This window comes from Variovorax sp. RKNM96, assembly GCF_017161115.1.
Lineage (GTDB): Bacteria > Pseudomonadota > Gammaproteobacteria > Burkholderiales > Burkholderiaceae_C > Variovorax.
Genome location: NZ_CP046508.1, coordinates 61,998 through 87,565 on the forward strand (window position 1 = coordinate 61,998; position 25,568 = coordinate 87,565).

Here is a 25,568-nt window from a genome sequence, read left to right on the forward strand (position 1 = left end):
CCATGGGCAACCGACTTTCCCAGATCGCCACCCGCACCGGCGACGACGGCACCACAGGCCTGGGCGACAACACCCGCGTGCCCAAGGACCATCTGCGCGTGCACGCGATGGGCGATGTGGACGAGCTCAATTCGCAGATCGGCGTGCTGCTCTGCGAGCCCATGCCCGAGGCCGTGCGCGAGCTGCTGGTCGACGTGCAGCACCAGCTCTTCAACCTCGGCGGCGAACTCTCGATGCCCGGTTTCACGCTGCTCAAGCCCGAGGCGCTGCTGCAGCTGGACAACGCGCTGGCCGACCACAACGCCGCCTTGCCGCGCCTGGCCGAGTTCATCCTCCCGGCCGGCACGCGCGCCGCCTCGCTCGCGCATGTGTGCCGCACCGTGGCGCGACGGGCCGAGCGCGCGGTGGTGGCACTCGGCGCCACCGCGGAACTCAACGACGCATTGCGCCAGTACCTCAACCGGCTCAGCGATCTGCTCTTCGTGCTCGCGCGCGTGCTCAATCGCATGGATGGCGGCGACGACGTGTACTGGAAGAGCGAGCGCATGGCGCGCGCGGCCGCCGCCGATGCCACTGACGCCAACGACGAAGAAGGAAGCCCGTCATGAAGATGCCCACGCACACCCTTGCGCTTGCAGCAGCGTTCCTTCTGCTGCCAACTGCGGCCGTCCACGCGCAGAGCGCAGACAACCCACCCAAGGCAGAGCGTGCACACACGCTCAAGCCGCCGCCGCGAAACAGCAAGGTGGTGAATGGTGTCCAGCGTGGAACCAACGCCGCCGGGCGCGGCATCGACCGCGCGGAAGACGCGACGCGACGTGGCGTCAACAACGTGTCGGCCCGTGCCAGCCGGCCGGTGCGCAACGTGGGCGAAGCCTTCGGCCGCAAGCTCGCGCCGGGCTCCAGCGGGCGTGCGGCGCCACCGCCTGTGGGACCGCAGGGCAATGCGCCCTGAAGGCTTGCTTTGCTCTGGGTGGCAGCTTTGCCGCGATAACCTGCTGCAGCTTGCCGCCTGAGCCTCAGCGCCAGCCCGCGGCCTTGAACTGATCCGCGAGCAGCTGCGCCACTTTCGCGTAGCCCTCTGCATTGGCGTGGATGCGATCGGAGCGCAGCGACGTATCCGACAGCACGCTCGAATACACATTGGCGATGAGCAGCGCCTGCCCCGACTTCGCGACCTCTTCGTAGAACGGCGCATCGCTCAGTGACCCGACGAACGCGCGCATCGCATCGGGTGCGGGCGTCGCCAGCAGTGCGACATGCGGCGTGTGCTCGCGCGCCTCTTTCACGAGCGCCGCGATGTTGTCGCGCGTGGCCGAGGCCGACACGCCGCGCAGCATGTCGTTGCCGCCGATGCCGATCAGGATCGCGTCGTAGCTGCCCGCGGCCAGCAGCGACGGCAGGCGCTGCAATGCGCCGGCCGAGGTGTCGCCGTTGACGCCCGCGTTCTCGATCTGCCAGCCGGTGATCTCGCCCAGTTTCACGGGCCACGAGGCATCGGGCGGCGCGCCGTAGCCGAAGGTCAGGCTGTCGCCGATCGCCAGCACGCGGGCATCGGATTTGAGCGCTGCGGCGGAGGGCTTGCGCTTGCCGCAGGCGGCCAGGACGGCCGCGGCCGGCACGCCGCACATCAGTTGGAGGAGGTGTCGTCGCTTCATGGAGCGCGCAGCTTAAACGCGGGCGGCGTGGCCCGTCGGCATTGACCCTTCGCTTGCTCGGAAAGCGCATAAGCCTCCCCGTTTTTGTTCGTTCCCCGGTCGGGGGGCGGGGCGAAGAATCGTCGCCCTGCACGCTCATTCATCACCGAGGTCCGACACCATGCCGCAACTCAATCGCCATCGCTTCCTGCGCCATGTGGTCGCACTCTCCGCCGTGCTCCTGGCCACGCCCTTCGCAGCCCTTGCCGCACCCGCCACCGGCGAGCCGGTGTGGTTCGGCGTGAGCGGCCCGCTCACCGGACAGAACGCGCAGTACGGCGCGCAATGGAAGGCGGGCTTCGATCTCGCGCTCGACCACATCAATGCGCAGGGCGGCATCCACGGCCGGCCGCTGGCCTACAACTTCGAAGACAGCCAGAGCGATCCGCGTCAGTCGGTGGCCATCGCGCAGAAGCTGGTGAACGACAAGCGCGTGCTCATCGAGCTGGGTGATTTCTCGAGCCCCGCCTCGATGGCCGCCTCGCCGATCTACCAGCGCGCGGGCCTGGTGCAACTGGGCTTCACCAACTCGCACCCCGACTTCACCAAGGGCGGCGACTACATCTGGAGCCCGTCGATCAGCCAGGCCGATGCGCAGCCGCTGCTCGCCGACCTCGCGGTGAAGACGCTGGGCTTCAAGCGCATCGCGGTGCTGTACCTCAACACCGACTGGGGCCGCACCAGCAAGGACGTGCTCGTGAAGGCCGCGCAGGAGCGCGGCGCGCAGCTCGCCATCGCCGAGGGCTACCAGCCCGACGAGAAAGACTTCCGCTCGACGCTGGTGCGCGTGCGCGACGCCAACCCCGACGGACTGGTGCTGATCTCCTACTACCCCGACGGCGCGCTCATCGCGGGCCAGGTACGCAGCGTGGGGCTCAAGCAACCGATCGCGGCGGTGGGCTCGGTGTATTCGCCCAAGTTCGTCGAGCTCGGCGGCGCGGCCGTGAATGGCATCCACACCAACACCGCCTTCTTCCCCGAGGAGCCGCGTGCCGAAGTACAGGAGTTCGTGAAGAGCTTCCGCGCCAAGTACAGCAAGGAGCCCGACGCCTTCAACGCCTACGCCTACGACGCCGTGGTGTACGCCGCCGCCGCGCTGCGCCAGGCCGGCCCGAAGGCCGACCGCAAGGCGGTGCGCGATGCGTTCTACAAGATCAAGGACGTGCCCAGCGTCATCTTCGGCAAGGCCAGCTTCGACGCGCAGACACGCCGCGTGATCGGCGTGAAGAGCGTGAACCTGGTGGTCAAGGACGGCAAGTGGGCGCAGATCGACGAGAAGGCGGCCGTGGCGTTGTCCAAATGAGTGGTCTCCCGCGTTGTTCCCTCTCCCGCTTGCGGGAGAGGGCTAGGGTGAGGGCAGCAGCATTCGATATGCAGCAGCTCCTTGCATCGGCCGCCGCACCCTCACCCCAACCCTCTCCCGCAAGCGGGAGAGGGGGCAAGGCGGGCGCCGCATGAGCTTCACCTCGTTCTTCGACTACACGGTCAATGGCCTGATCATCGGCAACATCTATGCGTTGCTGGCGGTCGGGCTCGCGCTGATCTTCGGGGTTTCGCACCTGATCAACTTCGCGCACGGGTCGGTCTACACGGTCGGCGCGTACATCGGCTGGGCGAGCATCACCTACCTGCACACGCCGCTGCCGGTGACCATCCTGCTGGTGGTGCTGGGCTCGGGCGCGCTGGGCATGCTGATCGAGCGCGTGGGGCTTCGGCCGCTGCAGGGCGCCGCGCGCATCGCGCCGCTGCTGGCCACCATCGGCATCAGCTTCGTGCTCGATATCCTCGTGCAGCTCATCTTCAGCCCCGACCCGCGCTCGCTGCCCACGCAGCTGCCCGACTGGCGCCTCAAGATCGGCACCGGCACCATCGGCGCGCTCGACCTGCTGATCGCGGGCATCGGCATCGCGAGCGCGGCGGTGCTGTTCGTCTTCCTGCGTTTCACGAAGCTCGGCTGGGCCGTGCGCGCCACCGCGCAGGACCGCGATGCCGCGCAGCAGATGGGCGTGGACGTCGACCGCGTGAACCAGACCGTCTTCGCCATCGCCGCCGCGCTGGGCGGGCTCTCGGGCCTCCTGGTGGGCATGTACTACAACAACATCAGCCCGGCGATGAGCTTCCAGGCGACGCTCAAGGGTGTGGTGGCCACTGTCGTCGGCGGCGTGGGCAATGTGCCGGGCGCCATCGTCGGCAGCCTGCTGCTGGGGCTGATCGAAAGCTATGGCGTGGCGATCCTCGGCACGCCCTACCGCAACCTCTTTGCGTTCGCACTGCTGCTGGTCATCCTGGTATGGAAGCCCAATGGTCTCTTCGGCCGCAAGCGCGCGTTGCCGCCCGAGCCGCTCACCGGCACCTTCATCGCGCCGAGCAAGCCGTGGCATGTGCCGCGCAGGCTGCTGCTCGCGCTCTTCGCCGCGGCGGTGGCGTTGCCGTTCTTCGATCCATCGCCGTACCTGCTGCAGACGCTCACCAATGCGTGGCTCTACGGCGCGCTCGCATTGAGTCTCACGCTCGTGGCCGGCACCATCGGGCAGATCTCGCTCGGCCATGCGGGGCTGCTGGCCATCGGCGCGTATGCGTCGTCGCTGTTGGTGCTCGACCTGCACCTGCCGGTGGGCACGGGCATCGTGCTCGCGGGCATCCTCACTTCGCTGATCGGCACTGCGCTGATCTTTCCGGCGTTCCGGCTGCGCGGGCACTACGTGTCGATCGCCACGCTCGGCATCGGCGAGATCGTGGCGCTCACCATCCTCAATTGGGAAAGCCTCACGCGCGGTCCGATCGGCGTCTCGGGCATTCCGCCGCTCTCGCTGTTCGGGCGCGATGCGTCGTCGAACGAGGCGATCTACTGGGCGTCGTTCGGCGCGATGGTGCTGCTGGCCCTGCTGCAGTGGCGCCTGTTGCGCTCGCACCTCGGCCGCACTTTCCGCGCGGTGCGCGAAGACGAAGTGGCCGCGCGCGCCTACGGCGTGAGCCCCGACCGCTACAAGGCGCTGGCCTTCGGCTTCGGCGGCTTCGCGGCCGGCGTGAGCGGCGCCTTCACCGCGCACATGTACTCGTACATCAACCACGAGACCTTCGGCTCGCAGATCTCGATCCTCGCGCTCACGATGGTGATCCTCGGTGGGCTCGGGAACATCAGCGGTGCGTTGCTCGGCGCGGTTGCGCTCGTGAGCCTGCCCGAGCTGTTCCGCGTGACGGCCGAGTACCGGATGCTGATCTACGGGGTCGCATTGCTCTTGTTGATCCGCTTCCGCCCACAAGGCCTGCTGGGCACCGTCTGAAGAAAGAACCACACACCATGAGCCACCTCAACGACTACCTTGCCGAGAAACGCGCCGCCGTGCTGGCACGCAATGCCGCCGTCGAAGCGGGCACCGCGCAGCCTGTGCAACTCAAGGCCAGCGTGAAGGCCGAGGGCCGCAGCGGCGTGCGGCGCCTGCGCATTCGCGAGCACCAGGTCATCAGCGACAGCCCGCCCGATTTCGCGGGCTACAACCTGGGACCGAGTTCGCCCGAACTGCAGCTCGGCGTGCTTGGCACCTGCGTCACGCACATCTTCCTGATCCAGGCCGCGGAGCGCCAGGTGCCGCTCGAAAGCCTCGAGGTGGAAGTGACCGGCCTCATCGATCCGCGCGGCGGCAAGCCGGGCCACGAGAAAACGCCGATCTGGCCGCACGAGATCGGCTACACGGTGCACATCGATTCGCCTGCGAGCCGCGAGGAGATCGACGCGCTGTTCGAAGCGGTGGAGCGCAACTGTCCGATCCTCAACCTGCTGCGCAATCCGCAGACGATTCGCGCCGAGGTGAAGCTCGTCAATTCGAAGGCGGAAGCGGCGAATGCGCCGCAGGAAGCGGGCGATGCCATCGCTGCTTGAGATCAAGGGCCTCACGCGCCGCTTCGGCGGGTTGACTGCGGTGAACGCGGTCGACCTTCAGGTGGGCGAGGGCGAGCTGCTCAGCGTGATCGGGCCGAATGGGGCAGGGAAGACCACGCTTTTCAACCTCGTGACCGGCCTCGACCGGCCCGATGCGGGGCAGGTGCTGTTCGAGGGGCAGGACATCACCGGCCTGCCTGCGCAGCAGCTCGCGCAACGCGGACTTGCGCGCACCTTCCAGCATGGCCGCGTGTTCGCGAATCTCTCGGTACTCGACAACGTACTGGTCGGTGCGCACACGCGGCTGCGCGCCGTGAAACCGCGTGTCGGCGGCGTGCCGGGCCTGGGCGCCTTGGCTGAGCTGGCGCTCGCGCTGCTGCAGCCTTCCGCCGTGCGGCGCGAGGAAGAAGCGCTGCGCAAGGACGCGCTCGAAATCATCGCGCTCTTCGGCGAACGGCTCGCGCCGCGCATCGACCATCCCGCGTACAGCCTCTCGTATGCGAACCGACGCCGCGTCGAGATCGCACGTGCGCTCGCACTCAAGCCGCGGTTGTTGCTGCTCGACGAACCCACGGCCGGCATGAACGAGAGCGAAACCGCAGAGATGCTGGAGATCATTCGCGGCCTCAAGTCGCGCGGGCAGACCATCCTCTTGATCGAGCACAAGCTCGACCTCGTGATGCAACTGTCCGATCGTGTGGCCGTGCTCGACGACGGGCGAAAGATCGCCGAGGGATTGCCGGATGAAGTGCGCAACGATCCGGCCGTGATCGAGGCCTACCTCGGCCATCGCCACGTCGGTCAAACACAGGCAGAGGCGGTGCCCGCATGATCGCCACCGTCGCCCGCACGGGTCTTCCGCCTTCGTCGCTCTGGGGCGAAGGTCGCGACGAAGGACTGCCCGAACGCACCGCGGCACCTCCTGCATCTTTCGACGCGAAGCAACCGCTGCTCCAACTGCGCAAGGTCAACAGCTTCTACGGCCCCGTGCAGGCGCACTTCGACCTCGACATCGAAGTGCGCAAGGGCCAGATCGTGAGCCTGCTCGGCGGCAACGCGAGCGGCAAGTCGACCACGATGAAGATCGTGCTCGGCCTGCTCAAGCCGCGCTCGGGCGAAGTGAACTTCAACGGCGAGTCGATGCTCGGCCTCGGCACGCCGCAGATCATCCGCAAGGGCATCGGCTCGGTGCCCGAGGCGCGGCGGCTCTTCTCCGCGATGACCGTGCGCGAGAACCTGCTGATGGGCGCCTATGCGCGCAGCGATCGCAAGGCCGTGGCCGAAGACCTCGAACGCATGCTCGAGCTGTTCCCGCGCGTGGCCGAGCGCATCGAGTTCCAGGCGGGCACGCTCTCGGGCGGCGAGCAGCAGATGGTGGCGATGGCGCGCGCGCTCATGGGCCGGCCGCAGCTCATCTGCATGGACGAGCCGACGATGGGCCTGTCGCCGCTGTATGTCGACAAGGTGCTCGAGCTCATCGCGCGCATCAACGGCCAGGGCGTCTCGGTCTTCATGGTCGAGCAGAACGCGAGCCTCGCGCTGCAGATCGCGCACCACGGCTACGTGCTGCAGACCGGGCGCATCGTGCTCTCGGGGCCGGCGCGCGAGCTGCTGGCCGATGCGCGCATCCGCGATGCCTACCTCGGCGGCGAGGGCGCTGCCCGCACCGCCTCCTGAATGAACGAACGCACACAGGGAGAACCCACCATGGCATTGAAACTCGACCACATCGTGATCGCGGTGCACGACCTCGAACGCACCATCGCCGACTACGGCGCGCTCGGGTTCCACGTGGTGCGCGGCGGTGCCCATCCGGGCCGCGCCACGCACAACGCGCTGGTGGTGTTCGAGGACGGCAGCTACTTCGAGCTGATCGCCTGGCGCGAACCGTCACCCACCGAGCGCTGGTGGCAATTGCTGCAGCGGCATGGCGAAGGCATCGTCGATTTCGCGCTGTTGCCGCGCAGCACCGCGGTCACCGTGGACGATGCGAAGGCGCGCGGCCTCGCGCTCGACGGCCCGCTCGATGGCGGCCGCGTGCGCCCCGACGGCGAACGCCTGCGCTGGCAGACGGCGCGTGCGCCCTCGGCCGATTTGCCTTTCCTGTGCGGCGATCTCACGCCGCGCCATCTGCGCGTGCCCGAAGGCAAGGTGCGCGTGCATGCCAACGGCACGCTCGGCGTGGCGAGCCTTGCGGTCGCGGTGCGCGATCTCGATGCCACGCTGGCGCGCTACCGCGCGCTGCTCGGCCCTGTGCCCGACGATGCCGCCACGCACATCGGCGAGCCTGTGGCCGTGCCCGGCAGCAATGTGCGCGTGGCGGTCATTGCGTTGGGCGGCAGCGTGCTGGTGCTGTCGTCGCCGCGCGAGAACGCCGCGGTCGAGAAGGAGGGCGGCGATGCGCTCGCGCAGCGGCTTGCGGCGCGCGGCGAAGGGCCGTATGCGGTGGTGCTGCACACCGAGGCGCCGAAGTCGACCGGCGTGCTCGACCTGGCGGGAACGCATGGCGCACTGATCGAACTCGACCTGCCGCCGGTGGATCTCCACGTGAAGCACGGCGCGCGCAGTCACCGGGTCAACAGCATGGTCGGAGGCTGACGGCCCTGGTGATGGTGGCACCCGCCGGTCTCGCTAGCGCTGGAGATCGAGCAACAATTCGAGCCGCTCCACGCCAGCCCAGGTCTCGCTCTTGAAGGCCTGGTGGTATGCGTCGATCGCCTCCGTGGAGCGTTCAGCCGCCAGTCGCGCCTTGTCATGCGATGCTGAGCGCATGTAGTAGATGAGGAAGTCGCCTTGCGCGGTGGATTCGAGAAAGACCGACTCGACGGTGACGCCTTCCGCATCCAGGGTTCGCAGCGCCTGGTCACGATGGCCGGCGATGTGGGATGCCCACTCGCGCACGCGGACCAATGAATCGGGCCGGAGGCGCACGCGCACGCAGGCCGGTGTATCTGAAGTAGATGACATGGGACGAGGCTAGCTCAAATGCGCCTTGCGCAGCGTCGCCTGCATCTTCTTCTGCAACGCTGGACCGCCTTTCTCCAGCGCCGCCGCGGGCGCACCGCTCTCCCTGGTCGCCGGCGTGTACTTGCGCCCCCAGATGCTGATCTGCGTCACCACCGGCAGCAGGTCGATGCCCATCGGCGTGAGGCTGTAGATGGCCTTCTGCTTGTGGGTCGGATCGTCGGTCTTGCTGAGCACGCCGTGCTCGACAAGCTTGCCCAGGCGCTCGGTCAGGATGTTCGAGGAGATGCCTTCCTCGGACTGCAGGAACTCCCTGAAATGCCGCTTGCCGGCAAACATCATGTCGCGAACGATCAGAAGGCTCCAGCGGTCGCCGAAGACTTCGAGCGCGAGGTTGATCGGGCAGAGCGATTTCTGTGCGGTGGCCATCGGCGGTTTCCGGTGCGGTTGAAAAACTGCTTGCATTTTTGCATCGGTTTTCGAATACTGCGAACTGCTTGCATTTCAGGAGCAGTTATTTCCACCGATCCCAAGGAGCGCCACCATGCGCAAGCTCATATTGCAGATGCAGATGTCCGTCGATGGTTACGTCTCGCCCGCCAACGGCAACCTCGACTGGCAGGTCTGGGGCTGGGGCGATCGCTGGGCCTGGGACGACAGGTTGAAGGCGTACTTCAACACCGTCTTCGAAGGCGTCGACACCATCTTGTTGAGCCGCAAGATCGTGGAGGAGGGCTACCTCGACCACTGGGGACGCGCGGCGAAGAACTATCCGGCCAACCCGCAGTTCGCCTTCGCGCAGAAGGTGGTCGATGCGCAGAAGGTCGTGCTCACCGACAAGCTGAAGGCGTCGCGCTGGGAGCGCACCGTCATCGCGCACCGCGGCCTGGTCGAAGAGGTGAATGCGCTCAAGCGAGAGGAGGGCAAGGACATCCTCGTCATCGGTGGCGTCGGCTTCGCGTCGTCGCTCGTGACGGAGGGACTGGTCGACGAGTTCCAGTTCTTCGTGAATCCCACGGCCGTGGGCGCAGGGCGTTCGGTGTTCCACGACCAGCGCAAGGGGCACAAGCTGCGCCTGCTCGGATCGACCGGCTATGAATGCGGCGTCGTGGTCAACCGCTACGGCCCGCAGTGAAGGACAACGCGCCGCCCCGATACCAGCGCTTACCTGATTTCACCTGACGATGACCTGAAGTGCTCCGAGCAGACACAACGGCGGCCCACAATGGACTCGTCATCAACGCATGAAGGAGTTCCAGATGATCATCAATTCAAAGAGCATGGCCGTCGCTGCTGCGGCGCTCGCGATGTGCATGGCAGCGGGAAGCGCCTTCGCGCAAGACCGCCGCTTCGATGGACGGCCCGGCGACGGGCGTCCGGGCGCCGAACAACGGCACGACAACCGCAACTTCGACCGGCGCGGTCCGAACCGCGACTACCGCGGCAACCAGGACTTCCGCGATGGCCGCCAGTTCGATCGCCGCGGCTTCCCGCAGCCGCACGCCGAATGGCGCCGCGGTGGCCGCGTCCCGGCCGAGTACCGGGGCCGCAACTACGTGGTGAACGACTACCGCGCCTATAGCCTGCAGGCACCGCCCCGCGGCTACCAGTGGGTCGGCGTGGGTGGCGACTACGTGCTCGCCGCCATTGCCACCGGCCTGATCGCGCAGATCATCGCGGGCCAGTAACCCGCCCGACGCCCGGTCAGGGCCCCATGCGAAACCGCCACAGGTGACTGTGGCGGTTTTTCTTTGGGGGAACGGCCTGTCAGGCCAGCGCGGTGGATACCGACTGGGCGCACACGTTGCGCCCGGTGATGGTGAGGCGCAGGCCCCCACCGTGCCATTCGAGCCAGTTGAGGCTCACATAGGCGTCGATGTCGTTGTCGTCGATGCGGTCGGCCTGGCGGCTCTGCAGGAGCTCCACCGTCGCGGGCAGTGCCCGTTTCAACCGTTCTCGTCGCTCCGCTGCATCGGCCGCCTTTTGGGCGGCCCTGGTTTGCTGTTGCTGCTGCTGCGGGGTCGATGCCATTGCTGATCCGTTCCGGAAGCCAAGGAATTAACCCGAATGTACGCCCCTTGTGTGAAGCCGCACGCTTTCTTTTGAACCCCGCCGTTTTCGCAGTACCCGCCGCGCAACAGCGCCCGGAACGGCGCTCGCGGCGGGGCTAGATTTCGTAGTGGGACGCCTTGGCCTCGTCGCCCAATGCCTTCTCGACGATGGCACGCGTCAGCGTCGGCGCGAACGACTCGATGAAGGCATAGACGTACTTGCGCAGGTAGTTGCCGCGGCGCACCGCGAGCTTGGTGAGGTTGATGCCGAACAGGCGCCCCGCATCGATCGCGCGCAGCTGCGTGTCGCGCTCGGCCTCGTAGGCCACGCCGGCCACGATGCCCACGCCCAGGCCCAGGTGCACGTAGGTCTTGATCACGTCGGCATCCATCGCGGCGAGCACGATGTTGGGCTGCAGCCCGCGCTGCTCGAAAGCCTCGTCGATGCGCGAGCGGCCGGTGAAGCCGGTGTCGTAGGTGATCAGCGGATAGCGCGTGAGCGCCTCGAGCGACAGCGGCGCATCGAGCAGCGGATGGCCCGGCGGCACGATCACCGAATGCGTCCAGCGGTAGCAGGGCAGGGCGACCAGCTGCGGGTAGTCGCCCAGCGCCTCGGTGGCGATGCCCACGTCGGCCTCGCCGTCGATCAGCATCTGTGCGATCTGCTTGGGCGAGCCCTGGTGCAGGTGCAGTTTCACGTTCGGAAACTGCGCGCGGAATTCCTGCACGGCCACAGGCATCGCATAGCGCGCCTGCGAGTGCGTGGCCGCGATGGAGAGCAGCCCGCTCTGCTGCGCGACGAATTCCTGCCCCGCGTGCCGCAGGTTGCTGCTCTCCAGCAGCATGCGCTCGATGATCGGCAGCACGTGGCCGCCCGGCTCGGTGAGGCCGGTGAGCCGCTTGCCGGCGCGCACGAAGAGCTCGATGCCGAGCTCCTCCTCGAGTTCGCGGATCTGCCGGCTCACGCCGGGCTGCGAGGTGTGAAGGGTGTGAGCGACTTCGGTCAGGTTGAAGCCGCAACGAACGGCCTCGCGTACCGAGCGCAGTTGTTGGAAGTTCATCTGGCGCCGAGGTGTCATCCGGACCCCGGAGTGGGCCCGACCGGCGATTCTCTGCAGAAGCGCTTATGCAGGGAACGATGCGTTTGTTGGTTTCACATGAGCAAAACATCTATGCGGCAAGCCTTCTGCGCTGCATTTGTAATTTCGCACGGCTGTGCTAAAGTTCGCTGCATGGACGCCAAGACCCAGAAAAGCGAACTCACCCGCGCCGCCATCGTCGGCGCGGCGATGGACCTCGCCCTGGCCGAGGGCCTGGAAGCGATCTCGCTGCAGGTCATCGCGAGCCGCCTGGGGCTCTCCAAGAGCGGCGTGTTTTCGCGCGTGGGCTCGCGCGAGGCGCTGCAGAAGGCGGTCATCGAGGAGTACGGCCGCGGCTTCCTGGCCGATGTGTTCGTGCCGGCCATGCAGAAGCCCAAGGGCCTGGCGCGACTGAACGACATCGTGGCACGCTGGATTGCCCGCACCCGCGATGTCGAGGCCCAGACCGGCTGCCTCTACGTGGCCGGTGCCTTCGAGTTCGATGACCGCGAAGGCGAGTTGCGCGATGTGCTCCTCGAGGAGATCACGCGCTGGCGCGCCGCCCTGCGCCGCACCGTGACGCTCGCCATCGAGGCCGGCGAACTCAAGGCTGACACCGAACCCGCGCAGCTGGTCAGCGAGATCAACGGGATCATGATGAACCAGCTGCACGACGCGCGTTTCCTGCGCGACCCGCACACCGCCGACAGGGCTGCGCAGACCTGGCAGCGGCTCCTTTCCAGCTACCTCGCCTGAGCTGTCGGGCAAGTGGATTCGCCTCATCTTTCTTTGTCAGAATTTCGCACAGTCGTGCGATAAATAGGAGAAGCGTCATGCTGATCATCGCCCTTTGCCTTGCCATCTATGCCGTCGCCCTTGGCGTCGAAGCCGCCCGCGACACGCTGCGCAGCCTGCCTCGCAGCAACCAGGACTGGGTCTGGTACTGAGAGGACCCTCGCACATGACGAGCACCCCCGCCCCCACGAACTACTACGGCGCCAGCCGGCTGATGCGCGCGATGCGCTTCGGCCTCGGCGCATCGCAGCGCCTCTGGCCCGCACTGGGCGTGCGCGCGGCCTACCGGGTGTTCGGCACGCCGTTGCCGCCCAAGTGGCTGTACCGCGGGCAGCACCCCGGTGCCGACTGGCGGCACGAGGCTTGGTCCTTCGAGGATGCGAGCGTCGGCATCTACCACCTGGCGGCGCAGGACTCGGGTGCGGAATCGGCGCCCGTCGTACTGCTGGTGCACGGCTGGGGCGGGCATGCGGGCCAGATGCTGCCGCTCGCGCAGGCGATGGCCGCGGTGGGCCTTCGTCCGGTGCTGCTCGAACTGCCCGCGCACGGCCGCAGCGAAGGCATGGCGACCAACGGCGCGCAGTTCGCGCGCGCCATCGACTACGTCACCGCCCGGCTCGCCGCCGACGGCCGTGCATTGCGCGCCGTGGTCGCGCATTCGCTGGGCGCCAATGCGCTGGCGTATGCCGCGGGACGCGGGCTGCCGGCCGAACGCATCGTGCTGCTCGCACCGCCCGCTTCGCCGCGCGAATACACGCGCTACTTCGCGCACGCCTTCGGCCTCAGCGAGCAGACGCGCGCCGCGATGCAGCGGATGTTCGAGGCGCGCGAAGGCGTGCTGATGCCGCAGTTCGAACCCGCGCTCGCGGGCCCGCGCATCGCGCAGCCGACGCTGATCGTCCATGACCGCGACGACCGCGTGAACCGCTTCGCCGATGCCGAGGCCTACCGCGATGCAATTGCCCGCGCACAACTCGTTGCCACGCAGGGCTGGGGCCACCGCCGCATCCTCAAGGAGCAGGCCGTGCTCGCGCAGGTTACGCAGTTCCTGGTGCAGTCGCCGACGGTCATGTGAGCGTGAAAAGGCGCCTCTAAACTGGGTGCCACCCATGGCCTTCGCCATGGACGACACACGCACCGACCACACATGGGTAATCGTTCCTGGCTCTATTTCGAACACAGTTCTTCCAACACCGGCGATGGCGCTGACAGCGAAGAAGCATCGGCCAACGAAATCGCCGAAGCCAACAACAATTTCCCCGTGCTCTGGCAGCTCCTGCTGGCCGACGGCGCGGCCAGCGACGCCATCGACCACCAGCGCGTCTTTGGCGACGCCGGAACCGACAACCTTGCCAGCGACGCGCACGCCGCGCTCGCGCGCATCCGGCAACTGCACGCGTTTGTGGAGCGGCATCCGATGCTGCACACGCTGCCGCAGATCGCGCTGCAGTTCGAGGCACTGGCGCTGCACCTGGCCGAGCTGATCGATGAGACGCCGGACGACAGCGCGCCGCGCTTCTTCGCCAACCTGGACGAGCTGTCCTGGCTGGGCGGCGATGCCGAGGGCGAGGGCTTCATCGAACGCAACCGCCGCGAGTGCAACGAGCGATGGGCCGAGGTGCAGCGCTGCATCGACAGCGGCAACCATCCCGGCGTGGACGCGGCGCTCGGCATCCAGCGCTTCGCGGACTGGGAATCCTGGGCCTGGCAGTTCGGCTTCGGCGGCCTGTCGCATCCGTATTTCGATGGCTACGAGGCGCCGCGCGACGAGCGCTTTGCCGATTTCGAGCCGGAAGAAGAAGACGACGAAGACGGCCATGAACGCCTCGACTACGACAACCACCTGGGCGGCGAACTCTGGCGTTTCGAGGTCGACGGCCGCTGGGGCGTGATGCGCATCGCGCACGACGACGACGGCACCAGCCATCGCACCACCGTGGTCGAGCCTGCGTGGGACGACATCCGCTATGCCGGCGGGAGCGATCCGTGCCTGCTCTGGATCTCGCAGGGTGAGCGCTCGGGCCTGCTGCTCGCCGACGCCGAAGCGCCGCGCGTGCTGCTCGAACCGCAGCTCGACGAGGTCTGGGCCTTCGAGGACGACATCGCCACGGCCCTGGTCGGCGACCACATCGGCCTGCTGCGCACCGACGGCAGTTGGCTGCTCGAGCCCTCGGTCGACGAGGTCTGGAGCTTTGTCGAAGGCCGGGTGCGCGCCCGCGTGGGCGAGCGCATCGGGTACATCGACCTGCTGGGCCAATGGACCATTGCGCCGCAGTTCGAAGAGGCCGAAGACTTCACGCCCTTCGGCCTCGCCCCCGTGCGCGGTGACGAGGGCGGCTGGGGGCTGGTGCGCGCTGGCGGCGACTGGGCCGTGCCGCCGGGTTTCGACAGCCTCCAGTGGCGCCACGACTGGGAGGCCTTCGAAGCCACGCGCGACGGCAAGGCCGGGCTCCTCGATGCGCAAGGCCGCGTCGTGATCGAGCCGGTGTACGCGCAGGTCGACCTGCTCGAGGAATATCCCATCGAGTTCCTGACGACCGAGGACAACGATCCGGCCAACGAGCGCGGCGCCCAGGCCCGGCCGAAGCGCTTTGCCGTGGAACGCGCCGACGGCCTGTGCGGCCTGATCGATGGGCGGGGCCGTGTGCTCGTGCCTTTCGACTACGGCCGGTTCGAGACCCTGGAGCCGCTGAGCGGCCAGGAGCGCGCCCACGCCATGGTCCGGCGCGATCTGGTGCGCGTGGCGTCCAAGGGCGGGCGCACGGCGAAGAACGCGCCGTGGCTGCGCGGCATCTACGACGTGGCCGCCGGCCGCGAGCTGGTGCCTTGCCGGCACCGCACGCTCCAGCCGCTGGCCTGGGGCACGCAGGACATCGGCTGGCTGGTCGCCGATCCGGCGCCGCGCGGCGCGAAGGTCGAGAAGGGGCAGCTCGCGTGGGCGTCCTGCGTGCCGACGGCACGGTGCTGCACCCGCAGGCCTATCCGTGGGTCTCCGCCGCGGTGTCGGTCTCCGACAGCTGGCTGGCCACGGTGGTCCGCTCGGAGTTGTGCAAGCGCTGGAGCGCCGGCGAGCCGGTGAAGGCTGCGCGCAACGACACCGGCCTGTACGTCTGGCTGCATGCCGACGGCCGCGAGCAGGCGCACACCGAGCACATGGCCGCGCGCCACGCCGCCGGTGACCTGCGGGCCGCCTACGAGCTGGCCTGCCATCTGCGCGACGGCGAGGGGGTCGAGGCCGACCCGCGCGAAGCCCTGCGCTGGATGGCGCGCGCCGCCGGCGTGCGCGAGCCCGGCGATGCCCCCTCGACCGCGTCACCCGAGGGCCTGCCCGTGGCGATGTGCGAGCTCTCGAAGATGCTGCGCTGGGACACAGCGGGCCTCGGCGCCGACGCCCCTCTGGGGCGCGCGTGGCTGCTGCACGCCATCGCCCATGGCGGCGCGGACGACGCCGCCACGCAGGCCCAGCTCGGCTACATGCTGTGCGAAGGCGAGGGTGGCGAGCGCGACCTGGAAGGCGGCGTGCAGCACTACGAACTGGCCGCCGAGAAGAACAACACGATGGCGCTCTACAACCTCGGCCTGGCGCACAAGCTCGGCGAACCCGGCGAGCCCGACCTGGCGCGCGCGATCGGCTACTTCCGCCGTGGCCACGAAGCCGGCGACACCGCCGCCACGATGCAGCTCGGCCGCACGCTGTGCCTGCACGCAGGGGCGCTGGCCGAACAGGGCCATGGAGAAGCGGAGGTGAACGTCCTGTATGCCGAAGCCCTCTACGCGCGGCAGAAGGTGGCGGAGGACAGCACCCAGCGCGAACAGGGCTGGGCCTGCTACGAACTGGGCTGGATGCGCTTTCGGGGGCAAGGCGTGCCGGAAGACGCTGCCGCCGCCGAGCGCTGGCTGCTCACCGGTGCCGCGCTCGACGACTGCGAAGAGAACCTGGAGAGCCAGCGCGCCTGCATCGAGGTCTTGGCGCAGACGTTCTACGGTGACCCCGACAGTCCGCTCTTCGACGAGGACAAAGCCCGCGAGTGGACACAACGCCTGCTGGCGCTGCCCGCTACCACGCCGGATGCACCGGTGTGAACACCGGCCTGAACAGGTGCCGCCGCACGATCTCGCCGTAGCCCCGGTAGTAGAAGTTGCCGTTGGCGGCCAGCACGGCTGCGCGATGCCGCCGGAAGTACACCGGGATCTCGTACCAGGGCATCGTCGGCGCGCGGTGGTGCACGTGGTGCAGGTTGTTGAACAGGTAGAGCAGCCCGAAGACGACGTTCGATTCGACGATGGCCACGCGCTCGTGCGGCGTGTCGGCCCAGCGGTGCTCGGTGAAGGTGCGCAGCGACCCCAGCATCATTCCCGGGTAAACGAAGTACAGCAGGTACTCGCCGAAGCCCATGCCGCAGACCCCGATGACGAAATACAGCACCGGCGTCACGCTCAGCGCATGCCAGCCCCAGGTCGGCAGCCGCGAGAAATTGCCCGCGAACACCTGCTGCGATTCGAAGCGCACCAGCTTCCACAGCCGAAGGAACGGCCCGAGCACCACGCGGAAAGCGATCGTCTGGTTCGCCATGTAGATCCATCGCCAGACCGGCCCGTAGCCCGCCCATGCGGGCGCCGAGTGGTAGGCGCTCTCGTTGTCGCGCTCCGGGTGCGTCAGGTGGAAATTGACGTGGTGCGAACTGTGCCCGCGGTTGTAGAACGGATACGGCAGCCACAGGTTGAGCGGCGGCCACACCACCGCATGGCGCAGCCACTGCGGCAGGTGCCGCATCGCGTGGATGCTCTCGTGCTGCAGCGAGAAATGCAGCTGCGCGAGAAAACCGCCCAAGAGGAACAGCGCCCAGCCCGGCAGCGCCGCGTGCCACCACAGCAGCGCGGCCCAGGCGACATAGAGCGTGGCGGCGAGCAGCAGCGTCGGCACTTCGTAGTGCCACCACCAATGCGTCCGGCGCGTGCCAGACGGGGTGCGCGTCGGTGCGGTGGACGGTTTGGCAGTCGATGTCATGGGCGGACGACTCAAAGGACTGCGATCCTAGGTATGAAGAAGCCGTCTGCATGCGCGCTTTTCGCATAAGCAAGGTCACGAAATTTCGTTCCCGCTGCCGTCCGCCGCGGCCTACGCTTGGCGACTTTGCCGCCCGCTGTCGCTCGCCCGTCTCCATGAACACCCGTTTCCCCCGTCTCGCCGTGCTGTGGTGGGCGCTGTCGGTATCCGCCTTGGCCGGTATCTCCCCGGTCCACGCGGCGGCTGTGGACGACTACCCGACCAAGACGATCCGCGTGGTCGTCCCGTATCCGGCCGGCGGCATCGCCGACAAGATCGCCCGCGAGGTCGCCGAGCAGCTGCAGCAGCGCCTCAGGCAGGCGGTGGTGGTCGAGAACCGCAGCGGCGCGGCGGGCAACATCGGCTTCGATTTCGTGGCGCGCCAGCCGGCCGACGGCTACACGCTGCTGCTCGCGCCCGCATCCAACCTCACGGTGCAGCCCGCGCTCTTCAAGCAGCTCAGCTACGACCTCGCACGCGACTTCACGCCGGTCTCGCTGCTGGTGCAGACGCCGCAGGTGCTGCTGGTGAACCCCAAGCTGCCCGTCGGCACCCCGCGGGAGCTGGTCGACTATTCGAAGAAGAACCCGGGCAAGGTCAACTACGGCATCAGCATAGGCGCGTATTCGCACCTCGCGGGCGAGCTGCTCAGGGCGCGGACCGGTGCCGACTTCACCGCCATTCCCTACCAGGGCAGCGCGCCGGCCATCAACGACCTGATCGCGGGGCAGACGCAGTTCATCTTCAACGAGGTGATCACCGCCATTCCGTTCATCAAGGCCGGCACGCTCAAGCCGTTGGCCGTGGCCTACCGGACGCGCGCGCCTTGGCTGCCCGATGTGCCCACGACCGCGGAAGCAGGCCTGCCCGACTTCGAGGTCACGTCCTGGTACGGCGTGGTCGTGCGCAGCGGCACGCCGGCGCCGCTGGTGCAGCGGCTCTCGCGCGAGCTGCGCGCCATCGTGCAGTTGCCCGATTTCAGGAAGCGCTACGACGACATCGGCGCCTTCACCGTGGGCAACACGCCCGAGGAGTTCGGCCGCTTCATCCAGAGCGAAACCGTCAAGTGGACGGCCGTCGTGAAACAGGCGGGCATCCTGCCGGACTGACATCGACATGAGCTGGACCCCGAACAAGCCCATCGCCCCCACGGAGCTGCAAGCCCTGCTGCTGGCCGAGCCCGTTGTCGAGCTCGCGCTGCTCGACGTGCGCGAAACCCGCTGGTACGTGCAGCGCCATCCCAACCTCGCGCGCAACGCGCCGCTCAGCGGGCTCGAATTGCAGATCGGCGCGCTCGTGCCGCGACGTTCCACGCCCGTGGTGCTCTACGACGACTACAACGCGCCCGACGGCGCCGCACAGGCCGCGTCGGGCCTGCTCGCACGCCTGGGCTACGCCGACGTGCGCACGCTCGACGGCGGCCTGCAGCGCTGGGTGACCGAGGGCCTGCCTGCCATCGACGGCTACGGCACGCTGGTCAAGGCCTTCGGCGACCGCGCGCGGCTGCACTACGGCACGCCGGCCCTCCCCATCGATGCCCTGCGCGCACGCCAGCGCGAGGGTCTGCCGACCACGCTGGTCGATGCACGGCCACGCGCGGAATTCGAATTCCTCTCGCTGCCCGGCGCGCGAAACCACGCCGGGACCGAGCTCGCGCTGCGCCGCTTCGAGCCGGGCGATGCGGAACACCTCTGGGCGATCAACTGCTTCAGCCGCACGCGCGGCATCATCGGCGCCACCACGCTGCGGCTGCTCGGCCGCGCGCCCGATGCGGTGTTCGTCGAGGACGGCGTGATGGCCTGGGGCCTGCAAGGCGCGCCGACGGTGCAGAACGCGGCGCCCGACGATGAACTGCCGCCCGAATCGCCTGAGGTCCTGCGCCGCATCGCCGACGAACTGCTCGAACGCTTCGCCCTCCTCGTGGCCGACGCGGCGCAGCTCACCAGTTGGCGCGACGACGACACGCGCACCCTCTACATCTTCGACGTGCGTCCCACTGCCGACCCTGCCCTCGCGGACACCGCGGTGCAGCAGGTCCCCGGCGGCCAGCTGTTCATGCACTTCGAGAACCTCGTCGGCACGCGCGGTGCCCGCATCGTGCTGATCGACGATCCGGCGCACCGCCTGCGCGCCGCGGTCACGAGCTTCTGGCTCACGCAGCTCAACCAAGGCGAGGTGTACGTCTACGACGGCGCGCTGTCGCCCGAACAGGCTCCGCGCGCGCCGGCAGCGGCCGCAACGGACGCGCCTGCACCGCTGGACCCCGAAGCGCTCGCGCAACTTCGCAGGAACGGCGCGGTGACGGTGATCGACGTGGGCGCCAGCCTGGATTACGAACGCGGCCACCTGCCCGGCGCGCTCTACATGCTGCCGGCTTCGCTGGGTCCGCTGGCCTCGCACGCCGTGGCCGGCCGCACGCTGGTCTTCACCTCGCCCGATGGCGCGGCCGCGCGCCGTGTCGCGCGCGATGCGCAACAGCGATGGCCGGGATCGGGGGCGGTGTTCACCTGGCTCCGGGGTGGAACGCAGGCCTGGAAGGCGTCAGGACGGCCGCTGTCGACCGCGTTCGTGCCGGCCCAGCTCCTCACCCCTTTCGACGACGACTGGGGCTCGGTCATGCGCGTGTTCGGCCCGCGCCGCGATGCGGCCTGGGCCGACTACCTCGCCTGGGAGCGGGCGCTGGCCGCGCGGGTCCTGCAGGACCCGTCGGTGCGCTTTCGCTTCTTCCCTACCGGGCAGGGGCCGGATCGGGCAGCTCGATCTTGATGTCGAGCACTTCGAGGTTGTCCTGGGTTTCCAGGTGCACCTTGATGTCGTCCGGATTGATCGACACGTACTTGGAAATCACCGCCACCAGCTCGCGCTGGAGTTCGGGCAGGTAGTCTGGGCGCTTCTTGCCGCTGAGGCTGGAGCGCTCGTGCGCGAGGATGATCTGCAGGCGCTCTTTGGCGACGCTTGCAGTCTTCTTCTTCTCGCCAAGCAGGAACGAGAGAAACGACATGCCTACTTGCTCCCGAAAATCCGCTTGAAGAAGCCCGGCTTCTCGGCGTCGACGAAGCGCATCGGCTTCTCTTCACCGAGGAACCGCGCCACCACGTCGCTGTAGGCCTGCGCCACGTCGGTGTCCTTGTCGTGGATCGCGGGCACGCCCTGGTTGGAGGCATGCAGCACGCTTTCCGACTCGGGGATCACACCGATCAGCTTGATGCGCAGGATGTCCTGGATGTCTTCGAGCGAGAGCATCTGGCCGCCCGCCACCCGGTTCGGGTTGTAGCGGGTGATCAAGAGGTGCTCCTTGATCGGCTCGCCGCCGTCCTTGGCGCGCTTGGTCTTGCTGCTGAGCATGCCCAGGATGCGGTCCGAGTCGCGCACCGAAGAGACTTCGGGGTTGGTCACCACCAGCGCCTCGTCGGCGAAGTGCATCGCCATCATCGCGCCGGTCTCGATGCCCGCGGGCGAGTCGCAGACGATGTATTCGAAGTCCATCGCGGCGAGGTCGTTCAGGATCTTCTCGACGCCCTCTTGCGTGAGCGCTTCCTTGTCGCGCGTCTGCGAGGCGGCCAGCACGAACAGGTTGTCGCACTGCTTGTCCTTGATGAGCGCCTGGCTCAGGTTGGCCTCGCCCTGGATCACGTTGATGAGGTCATACACCACGCGGCGTTCGCAGCCCATGATCAGGTCGAGGTTGCGCAGGCCCACGTCGAAGTCGATCACGGCCGTCTTCTTGCCCGCAAGCGCGAGGCCGGATGCGAAGCTGGCGCTCGTGGTCGTCTTGCCGACGCCACCCTTGCCCGAGGTCACCACCACAATTTTGGCCATGGCCATTCCTTCTTGTTTCGATTCTGTTGTTGGTTTCAGAGCGCCGCGTCCGTCAGGGGATCGCGTCGATCACTAGCTTTTTGCCGTCGAGGCGCACCTGGGCCGACTTGCCGAGCACCGGGTCCGGCAGCGGCACTTCGTTGGTGCGGTAGATGCCGGCGATGGCCACGAGCTGCGCTTCCATGCAGGTCGAGAAGATCCGCGCCTCGGTGTTGCCGCGCGCGCCCGCGATCGCCTTGCCACGCAATGGCGCGTACACATGCACGTTGCCGTCGGCGATGACTTCGGCGCCGAAGCTCACCACGGCCGTCACCACCACGTCGCCGCCGCGGGCGTAGACCTGCTGGCCCGAGCGCAGCGGCTTGTCGATCAGGAGCGTGCCGTTGGCCGGCACCGGCACTTCTCGAATGATCTGCGGGGCTTCGGCCGGCGCCTCGGCGGGCGGGGCCGGCGGCCGGGGCGCGGGGGCCGAGGGCATGGCCGCCAGCGAGAGACCGGCGGCGCGGGCCGCGGCATTCTGGGTGTCGTTGCCGCCGCGCACGGCGATCGGCTGGGTCTGGTGGCGCGCCAGGAGGTTGCGCAGGGCCGCGAAGTCGATTTCGGCGGTGGCTTCGCCATCCTCGTCCTGCTCGGGGAGCTGGGAGAGGTCGATCACCACCGGCTCCTGCTCGAAGAAATCGGGCGAGTCGGCCAGCTGGGCGTCGAGCGCCTCGGCCAGCACGTCCAGGTCGGACGTCTTGAGGATCACTGCGATCAGCGGCAGCGTGGCGCTCTTGAATTCGAAAACCGCCTTGGTGCGCGCGGCGGAGACATCGGCCATTGGGAAAACGTCGGTGCGAAAAGCGTTCGAGTCTAACGGGCGCGGGCTTCCGGCCGGTGACCGGCCTTGGCCCGATCCGCTCCAGACAACACTTCTTGCACGACGTTACGAGGCAAACGCCCGGGATTGCGCGCACTTCGCGCCGCGCTGCGGAGCCCTCAGTTCTTCGTCTTGCCCAGCAGCGCGTAGAGGATGATCGCCCCGAACGTCGCGGTCCCGATGCCGCCCAGCGCGAAGTCGCCGAACTTCAGCGTGAAGTCGCCCGTGCCGATGATCAGCGTGATCGCGGCCACGATCAGGTTCTTGTTCTGCGAGAAGTCGACCTTGTTGTCGACCCAGATCTTGGCGCCCGCAATGGCGATCAGCCCGAACACCACGATGCTCACGCCGCCCATCACCGGCAGCGGAATCGCCTGGATCAGCGCGCCGAACTTGGGGCTGAAGCCCAGGACGAGCGCAATGACGGCCGCCACCACGAACACCGCCGTCGAGTAGATGCGCGTGGCCGCCATCACGCCGATGTTCTCGGCATAGGTGGTCACGCCCGTGCCGCCCGCCGCGCCGCTCACCACCGTGGCGATGCCGTCGCCGATGAAGGCGCGGCCCATGTAGGGGTCGAGGTTGCGGCCGGTCATGGCCGTCACCGCCTTCAGATGGCCGAGGTTTTCCGCCACGAGGATGATCGCCACGGGCGCGATCAAGAGCATCGCGTTAGCCGTGAACACCGGCGTGGTGAAGGTCGGCAGGCCGAACCAGGCCGCGTTGGCGATGCCGCTCAGGTCCACCGGCTTGCCCATGCCCAGCAGGTTTGTGAGCACCGCATAGACCACCGTGGCCAGGATCAGCCCCACCAGGATCAGGAGGCGCTGCAGCATGCCCCGCGCGAACACCGCCACCAGCCCGACGCAGAGGAAGGTCACGGCCTGCATCCACGAATCGAAGTTGCTGGCCGCCATGTTCTTGATCGGCACGGCCGCGAGGTTCAGGCCGATCACCGCCACCACGGCGCCAGTGACCACGGGCGGCATGAAGCGTTCGATCCAGCCTGTACCGATGGCCTGCACCAGCGCTCCGATCAGGATGTAGACCACCCCGCAGGCCACGATGCCGCCGAGCGCCACCGCGATGTTGGCATTCGGCCCCTTGCCCGCGTAGCCGCTGGCCGCGATCACCACGCCGATGAACGCGAAGCTCGAGCCCAGGTAGCTGGGCACCTTGCCGCCGGTGACGAAATAGAAGATCAGCGTGCCGATGCCGCTCATCAGGATCGCGATGTTGGGGCTGAAGCCCATGAGGATCGGCGCCAGCACCGTGGCGCCGAACATCGCGATCACGTGCTGGATGCCCATCGCGCCGGTCTGCAGCCAGGGCAGGCGCTCGTCGGGGCCGATGACGGCGCCGTTGGCCAGCGCGGACGCCGGTCTTTCAGTCCAGTTGAACATTGCTTGTCTCCTCTTGTTGGTTGTGGCGGGCGCCCCGCGCGCTCCGGGGCGTGATTGTGGTCGATGAACCCCGCGCTGAACACACCCAGAAGAGAAGAAGTGGCGGGGCCGCCCGGCCCGCCGCGCCGGCCTCAGCGCGGCTGCAGCACCGCCATGGTGATGCGCGAGACACAGGTCAGCTCGCCCGCCTCGTTCGTCAGGTCGATCTGCCAGACCTGCGTGGTGCGCCCCCGGTGCACCGGCCGCGCGGTGCCGATGACCCAGCCGCTGGTGACCGAGCGGATGTGGTTCGCGTTGATGTCCAGGCCCACGGCGCGGTCGCCCTCGGGGGCCGAGTAGTGCGCGCCGCAGGAGCCCAGCGTCTCGGCCAGCACCACCGACACGCCGCCGTGCAGGATGCCGTAGGGCTGGCGGGTGCGTTCGTCGACCGGCGCGCGGGCGCGGATGAAGTCGTCGCCCACCTCCAGGAACTCGATGCCCAGCGTGGACACGGCCGTGCCGACGTGGTTGCGGGTCAGTGCTTCGACGGAGATCTCTTTTTTCCAGATACGCATTCGGTTCTTTCGGGGACAGGGTTCCAGAAACTATAGCGACGGCGGCTGACAACGGCAGTCGCCTTTGCGTGCTAAGTTGGGCCGATGAAGCACCCCCTCCGCCGTTGGCTCATCGGCATTGCCGCCGTCCTGCTGCTCGGCATCGGTGCGCTGGTGTGGTTCGTGAGTTCGCGGCTGCCCAGCGACGAGGAGGTGGCCGCGCGCATTTCCGAGGGTTTCGAGCAGCGCTTCGGCGTCGGCCTCAAGGTCGGCGCCGCCCACTGGGCGCTGCTGCCGACCCCGGTGCTCGTGCTCTCGGACATCGCCACCGACCAGCCGCGCCCGGTCACCCTGCGCCGCGTGACGGCGCAGCTCAAGCTCTCGGAACTGCTGCACCGCGTCATCGCCGTGGACGAGCTGGAGATCGAAAGCCTCGTGCTGCCGCGCGAGTCGGTGAGTGCCTTCCGCGGCAAGGGCCCGAAGCCGCACGAAGGCGGCAACGTCATCGCGCTGCCCGCGCCCTGGACGCTCGCGCCCATTCCGCTGGAACTGGTGCGCTGGCGCGACGTGGTCTGGATCGACCGGCGCGACATCGCGCTCGCCTACGACGGCGAGATCGCCTTCGACCCCCACTGGCGCCCGCGCCAGGCCCGCGTGGAACGTGCCGGGGCGACGCCGCCCGCGCGCCTGCGCCTGGACCGCGAGGCCGGGCAGGACCGCTGGCGCACCCGCATCGACGTGGGCGGCGGCACGTGGAACGGCGTCGCGCTGTTCGAGGCGCCCGAGGGCGGCAAGCTGCGCCTTTCGGCCGAGCTCGATCCGCGTCAGGTCGACATCGAAGGCCTGGTGCAGGCCTTCGGGCGCCGCACCTCGGTGGCGGGCAAGGTCAATGGCCATTCCACGCTCGTGGCCGAGGCGGACGAGGTGGGCGCGTTGATGCGCAGCCTGCACACCCGCACCACCTTCTCGGTGCAGCCGGCCACGCTCACCAAGCTGGACATCGCCAAGGCCGTGAGCACCGCCGGCATCAGCCGCGGCGGCACCACGCCGCTGGACGAACTCACCGGCACGCTCGATACCCAGGGCACCGAGGACGGCATCGTGATGCGCTACACCAACCTCAAGGCGCGTTCGGGCGTGCTCACCGCGAGCGGCAACCTGCGGCTCTTCAACCGCAGGATGGACGGCGACATCGCGGTGGACCTGGTCGATGGCGTGGTCGGCGTGCCGCTGAAGATCGGCGGCACCGTCAGTGACCCCGAGGTGTCGCTGACCGGCGGCGCGCTCGCGGGCGCGGCGGTCGGCAGCGCGGTGCTGCCGGGCGTGGGCACGGCCATCGGCGCGCGCATCGGCCAGCAGGTGGAAAAGCTGTTCGGCGGCGGCGAGCCCGAGAAGAAGCCGGTACCGAAGCCGCGCAAGCCGCCGGCATCACAGCGCTGAC

General features: G+C 68.2%; 28 protein-coding genes. 17 read left to right on the forward strand and 11 right to left on the reverse strand.

Features of this window, described 5'->3' with window-relative positions:
* Nucleotides 1-2 precede the first annotated feature (2 nt).
* Nucleotides 3-608 carry a cob(I)yrinic acid a,c-diamide adenosyltransferase gene (locus GNX71_RS00310; RefSeq protein WP_206176450.1) on the forward strand — a complete coding sequence of 202 codons (606 nt, stop codon included), beginning with the start codon at nucleotides 3-5 and terminating at the stop codon, nucleotides 606-608.
* Nucleotides 605-955, forward strand: coding sequence for a hypothetical protein (locus GNX71_RS00315; protein ID WP_206176452.1), 351 nt, complete (start codon nucleotides 605-607; stop codon nucleotides 953-955). The genes GNX71_RS00310 and GNX71_RS00315 overlap by 4 nt, the downstream gene beginning before the upstream one ends.
* 64 nt (nucleotides 956-1,019) lie before the next feature.
* Here GNX71_RS00315 and GNX71_RS00320 read toward each other — a convergent pair whose 3' ends face one another.
* On the reverse strand, nucleotides 1,020-1,658 hold the full coding sequence (locus GNX71_RS00320; RefSeq protein WP_206176454.1) for a GDSL-type esterase/lipase family protein: 639 nt from the start codon (nucleotides 1,656-1,658) through the stop codon (nucleotides 1,020-1,022).
* Nucleotides 1,659-1,818: 160 nt separating this feature from the next.
* Here GNX71_RS00320 and GNX71_RS00325 point away from each other — a divergent pair, with 160 nt between their 5' ends.
* The 6 genes from GNX71_RS00325 (at nucleotide 1,819) to GNX71_RS00350 (ending at nucleotide 8,175) form a co-directional block, all read left to right on the forward strand.
* Entirely contained in the window at nucleotides 1,819-3,000 is a 1,182-nt protein-coding gene (locus GNX71_RS00325; protein ID WP_206176456.1) for an ABC transporter substrate-binding protein, read from the forward strand.
* A gap of 151 nt (nucleotides 3,001-3,151) precedes the next feature.
* A complete protein-coding gene (locus tag GNX71_RS00330; RefSeq protein ID WP_206176458.1) occupies nucleotides 3,152-4,981 on the forward strand; it encodes an ABC transporter permease in 1,830 nt (609 codons plus the stop codon).
* A gap of 17 nt (nucleotides 4,982-4,998) precedes the next feature.
* Nucleotides 4,999-5,577 (forward strand): OsmC family protein, encoded by a 579-nt coding sequence (locus GNX71_RS00335; RefSeq protein ID WP_206176460.1) that lies wholly within the window; start codon nucleotides 4,999-5,001, stop codon nucleotides 5,575-5,577.
* Nucleotides 5,561-6,409, forward strand: coding sequence for an ABC transporter ATP-binding protein (locus tag GNX71_RS00340; RefSeq protein WP_206176461.1), 849 nt, complete (start codon nucleotides 5,561-5,563; stop codon nucleotides 6,407-6,409). Before GNX71_RS00335 ends, GNX71_RS00340 begins: the two co-directional genes overlap by 17 nt.
* Complete coding sequence (locus GNX71_RS00345) at nucleotides 6,406-7,254, forward strand: ABC transporter ATP-binding protein (RefSeq protein WP_241027121.1); 849 nt, start codon at nucleotides 6,406-6,408, stop codon at nucleotides 7,252-7,254. The genes GNX71_RS00340 and GNX71_RS00345 overlap by 4 nt, the downstream gene beginning before the upstream one ends.
* Before the next feature lie 30 nt (nucleotides 7,255-7,284).
* Complete coding sequence (locus GNX71_RS00350) at nucleotides 7,285-8,175, forward strand: VOC family protein (protein ID WP_206176463.1); 891 nt, start codon at nucleotides 7,285-7,287, stop codon at nucleotides 8,173-8,175.
* A gap of 33 nt (nucleotides 8,176-8,208) precedes the next feature.
* Here GNX71_RS00350 and GNX71_RS00355 read toward each other — a convergent pair whose 3' ends face one another.
* Both GNX71_RS00355 and GNX71_RS00360 read right to left on the reverse strand, forming a co-directional pair.
* Nucleotides 8,209-8,544, reverse strand: coding sequence for a DUF6176 family protein (locus tag GNX71_RS00355; RefSeq protein WP_206176465.1), 336 nt, complete (start codon nucleotides 8,542-8,544; stop codon nucleotides 8,209-8,211).
* 9 nt (nucleotides 8,545-8,553) lie between these two features.
* Entirely contained in the window at nucleotides 8,554-8,970 is a 417-nt protein-coding gene (locus tag GNX71_RS00360; RefSeq protein ID WP_206176467.1) for a helix-turn-helix domain-containing protein, read from the reverse strand.
* Between the two features lie 115 nt (nucleotides 8,971-9,085).
* On the opposite strand from GNX71_RS00360, the gene GNX71_RS00365 reads away from it, so the two are divergent.
* Entirely contained in the window at nucleotides 9,086-9,676 is a 591-nt protein-coding gene (locus tag GNX71_RS00365; RefSeq protein WP_206176469.1) for a dihydrofolate reductase family protein, read from the forward strand.
* 124 nt (nucleotides 9,677-9,800) lie between these two features.
* Nucleotides 9,801-10,229 (forward strand): RcnB family protein, encoded by a 429-nt coding sequence (locus GNX71_RS00370; RefSeq protein WP_206176471.1) that lies wholly within the window; start codon nucleotides 9,801-9,803, stop codon nucleotides 10,227-10,229.
* A 79-nt stretch (nucleotides 10,230-10,308) separates the two neighbouring features.
* On the opposite strand, the gene GNX71_RS00375 is transcribed toward GNX71_RS00370, so the two are convergent.
* Both GNX71_RS00375 and GNX71_RS00380 read right to left on the reverse strand, forming a co-directional pair.
* Entirely contained in the window at nucleotides 10,309-10,491 is a 183-nt protein-coding gene (locus tag GNX71_RS00375) for a hypothetical protein (RefSeq protein ID WP_241027122.1), read from the reverse strand.
* 217 nt (nucleotides 10,492-10,708) lie between these two features.
* Complete coding sequence (locus tag GNX71_RS00380) at nucleotides 10,709-11,653, reverse strand: CysB family HTH-type transcriptional regulator (RefSeq protein WP_206176475.1); 945 nt, start codon at nucleotides 11,651-11,653, stop codon at nucleotides 10,709-10,711.
* Nucleotides 11,654-11,824: 171 nt separating this feature from the next.
* Here GNX71_RS00380 and GNX71_RS00385 point away from each other — a divergent pair, with 171 nt between their 5' ends.
* The 4 genes from GNX71_RS00385 (at nucleotide 11,825) to GNX71_RS00395 (ending at nucleotide 16,549) form a co-directional block, all read left to right on the forward strand.
* A complete protein-coding gene (locus GNX71_RS00385) occupies nucleotides 11,825-12,427 on the forward strand; it encodes a TetR family transcriptional regulator (RefSeq protein ID WP_093435566.1) in 603 nt (200 codons plus the stop codon).
* Nucleotides 12,428-12,632: 205 nt separating this feature from the next.
* The gene (locus GNX71_RS00390) at nucleotides 12,633-13,541 is read left to right on the forward strand and encodes an alpha/beta fold hydrolase (protein ID WP_206176477.1); all 909 of its coding nucleotides are present in this window, start codon (nucleotides 12,633-12,635) and stop codon (nucleotides 13,539-13,541) included.
* Nucleotides 13,542-13,613: 72 nt separating this feature from the next.
* Nucleotides 13,614-15,545: a WG repeat-containing protein gene (locus GNX71_RS33460; RefSeq protein ID WP_241027123.1), complete on the forward strand. Its 1,932-nt coding sequence runs from the start codon at nucleotides 13,614-13,616 to the stop codon at nucleotides 15,543-15,545.
* 74 nt (nucleotides 15,546-15,619) lie between these two features.
* A complete protein-coding gene (locus GNX71_RS00395) occupies nucleotides 15,620-16,549 on the forward strand; it encodes an SEL1-like repeat protein (RefSeq protein WP_241027368.1) in 930 nt (309 codons plus the stop codon).
* Here the strand turns inward: GNX71_RS00395 and GNX71_RS00400 are convergent.
* Nucleotides 16,524-17,474: a fatty acid desaturase gene (locus tag GNX71_RS00400; protein WP_206176481.1), complete on the reverse strand. Its 951-nt coding sequence runs from the start codon at nucleotides 17,472-17,474 to the stop codon at nucleotides 16,524-16,526. The two genes, GNX71_RS00395 and GNX71_RS00400, sit on opposite strands and share 26 nt — an antisense overlap.
* Before the next feature lie 155 nt (nucleotides 17,475-17,629).
* Between GNX71_RS00400 and GNX71_RS00405 the strand changes: the two genes are divergently transcribed.
* Together GNX71_RS00405 and GNX71_RS00410 are read left to right on the forward strand one after the other, a co-directional pair.
* Complete coding sequence (locus GNX71_RS00405) at nucleotides 17,630-18,622, forward strand: tripartite tricarboxylate transporter substrate binding protein (RefSeq protein ID WP_206176483.1); 993 nt, start codon at nucleotides 17,630-17,632, stop codon at nucleotides 18,620-18,622.
* Between the two features lie 7 nt (nucleotides 18,623-18,629).
* Entirely contained in the window at nucleotides 18,630-20,279 is a 1,650-nt protein-coding gene (locus tag GNX71_RS00410) for a rhodanese-like domain-containing protein (protein ID WP_206176485.1), read from the forward strand.
* Here GNX71_RS00410 and minE read toward each other — a convergent pair.
* The 5 genes from minE to GNX71_RS00435 all read right to left on the reverse strand — a co-directional run bounded on the left by minE (nucleotide 20,242) and on the right by GNX71_RS00435 (nucleotide 24,148).
* Nucleotides 20,242-20,514 carry a cell division topological specificity factor MinE gene (minE, locus tag GNX71_RS00415; protein WP_013538543.1) on the reverse strand — a complete coding sequence of 91 codons (273 nt, stop codon included), beginning with the start codon at nucleotides 20,512-20,514 and terminating at the stop codon, nucleotides 20,242-20,244. The genes GNX71_RS00410 and minE overlap by 38 nt on opposite strands.
* Nucleotides 20,515-20,516: 2 nt before the next feature.
* Nucleotides 20,517-21,332, reverse strand: a complete 816-nt coding sequence (minD, locus tag GNX71_RS00420; protein ID WP_206176486.1) for a septum site-determining protein MinD — start codon at nucleotides 21,330-21,332, stop codon at nucleotides 20,517-20,519.
* 52 nt (nucleotides 21,333-21,384) lie between these two features.
* Nucleotides 21,385-22,152 (reverse strand): septum site-determining protein MinC, encoded by a 768-nt coding sequence (minC, locus tag GNX71_RS00425; protein WP_206176488.1) that lies wholly within the window; start codon nucleotides 22,150-22,152, stop codon nucleotides 21,385-21,387.
* Nucleotides 22,153-22,310: 158 nt separating this feature from the next.
* Nucleotides 22,311-23,594, reverse strand: a complete 1,284-nt coding sequence (locus GNX71_RS00430) for a solute carrier family 23 protein (protein WP_206176489.1) — start codon at nucleotides 23,592-23,594, stop codon at nucleotides 22,311-22,313.
* 131 nt (nucleotides 23,595-23,725) lie between these two features.
* A complete protein-coding gene (locus GNX71_RS00435) occupies nucleotides 23,726-24,148 on the reverse strand; it encodes a hotdog fold thioesterase (RefSeq protein ID WP_206176491.1) in 423 nt (140 codons plus the stop codon).
* A gap of 84 nt (nucleotides 24,149-24,232) precedes the next feature.
* Here GNX71_RS00435 and GNX71_RS00440 point away from each other — a divergent pair, with 84 nt between their 5' ends.
* Nucleotides 24,233-25,567, forward strand: a complete 1,335-nt coding sequence (locus GNX71_RS00440) for an AsmA-like C-terminal region-containing protein (protein ID WP_206176493.1) — start codon at nucleotides 24,233-24,235, stop codon at nucleotides 25,565-25,567.
* The last annotated feature ends 1 nt before the right edge of the window (nucleotide 25,568 follow it).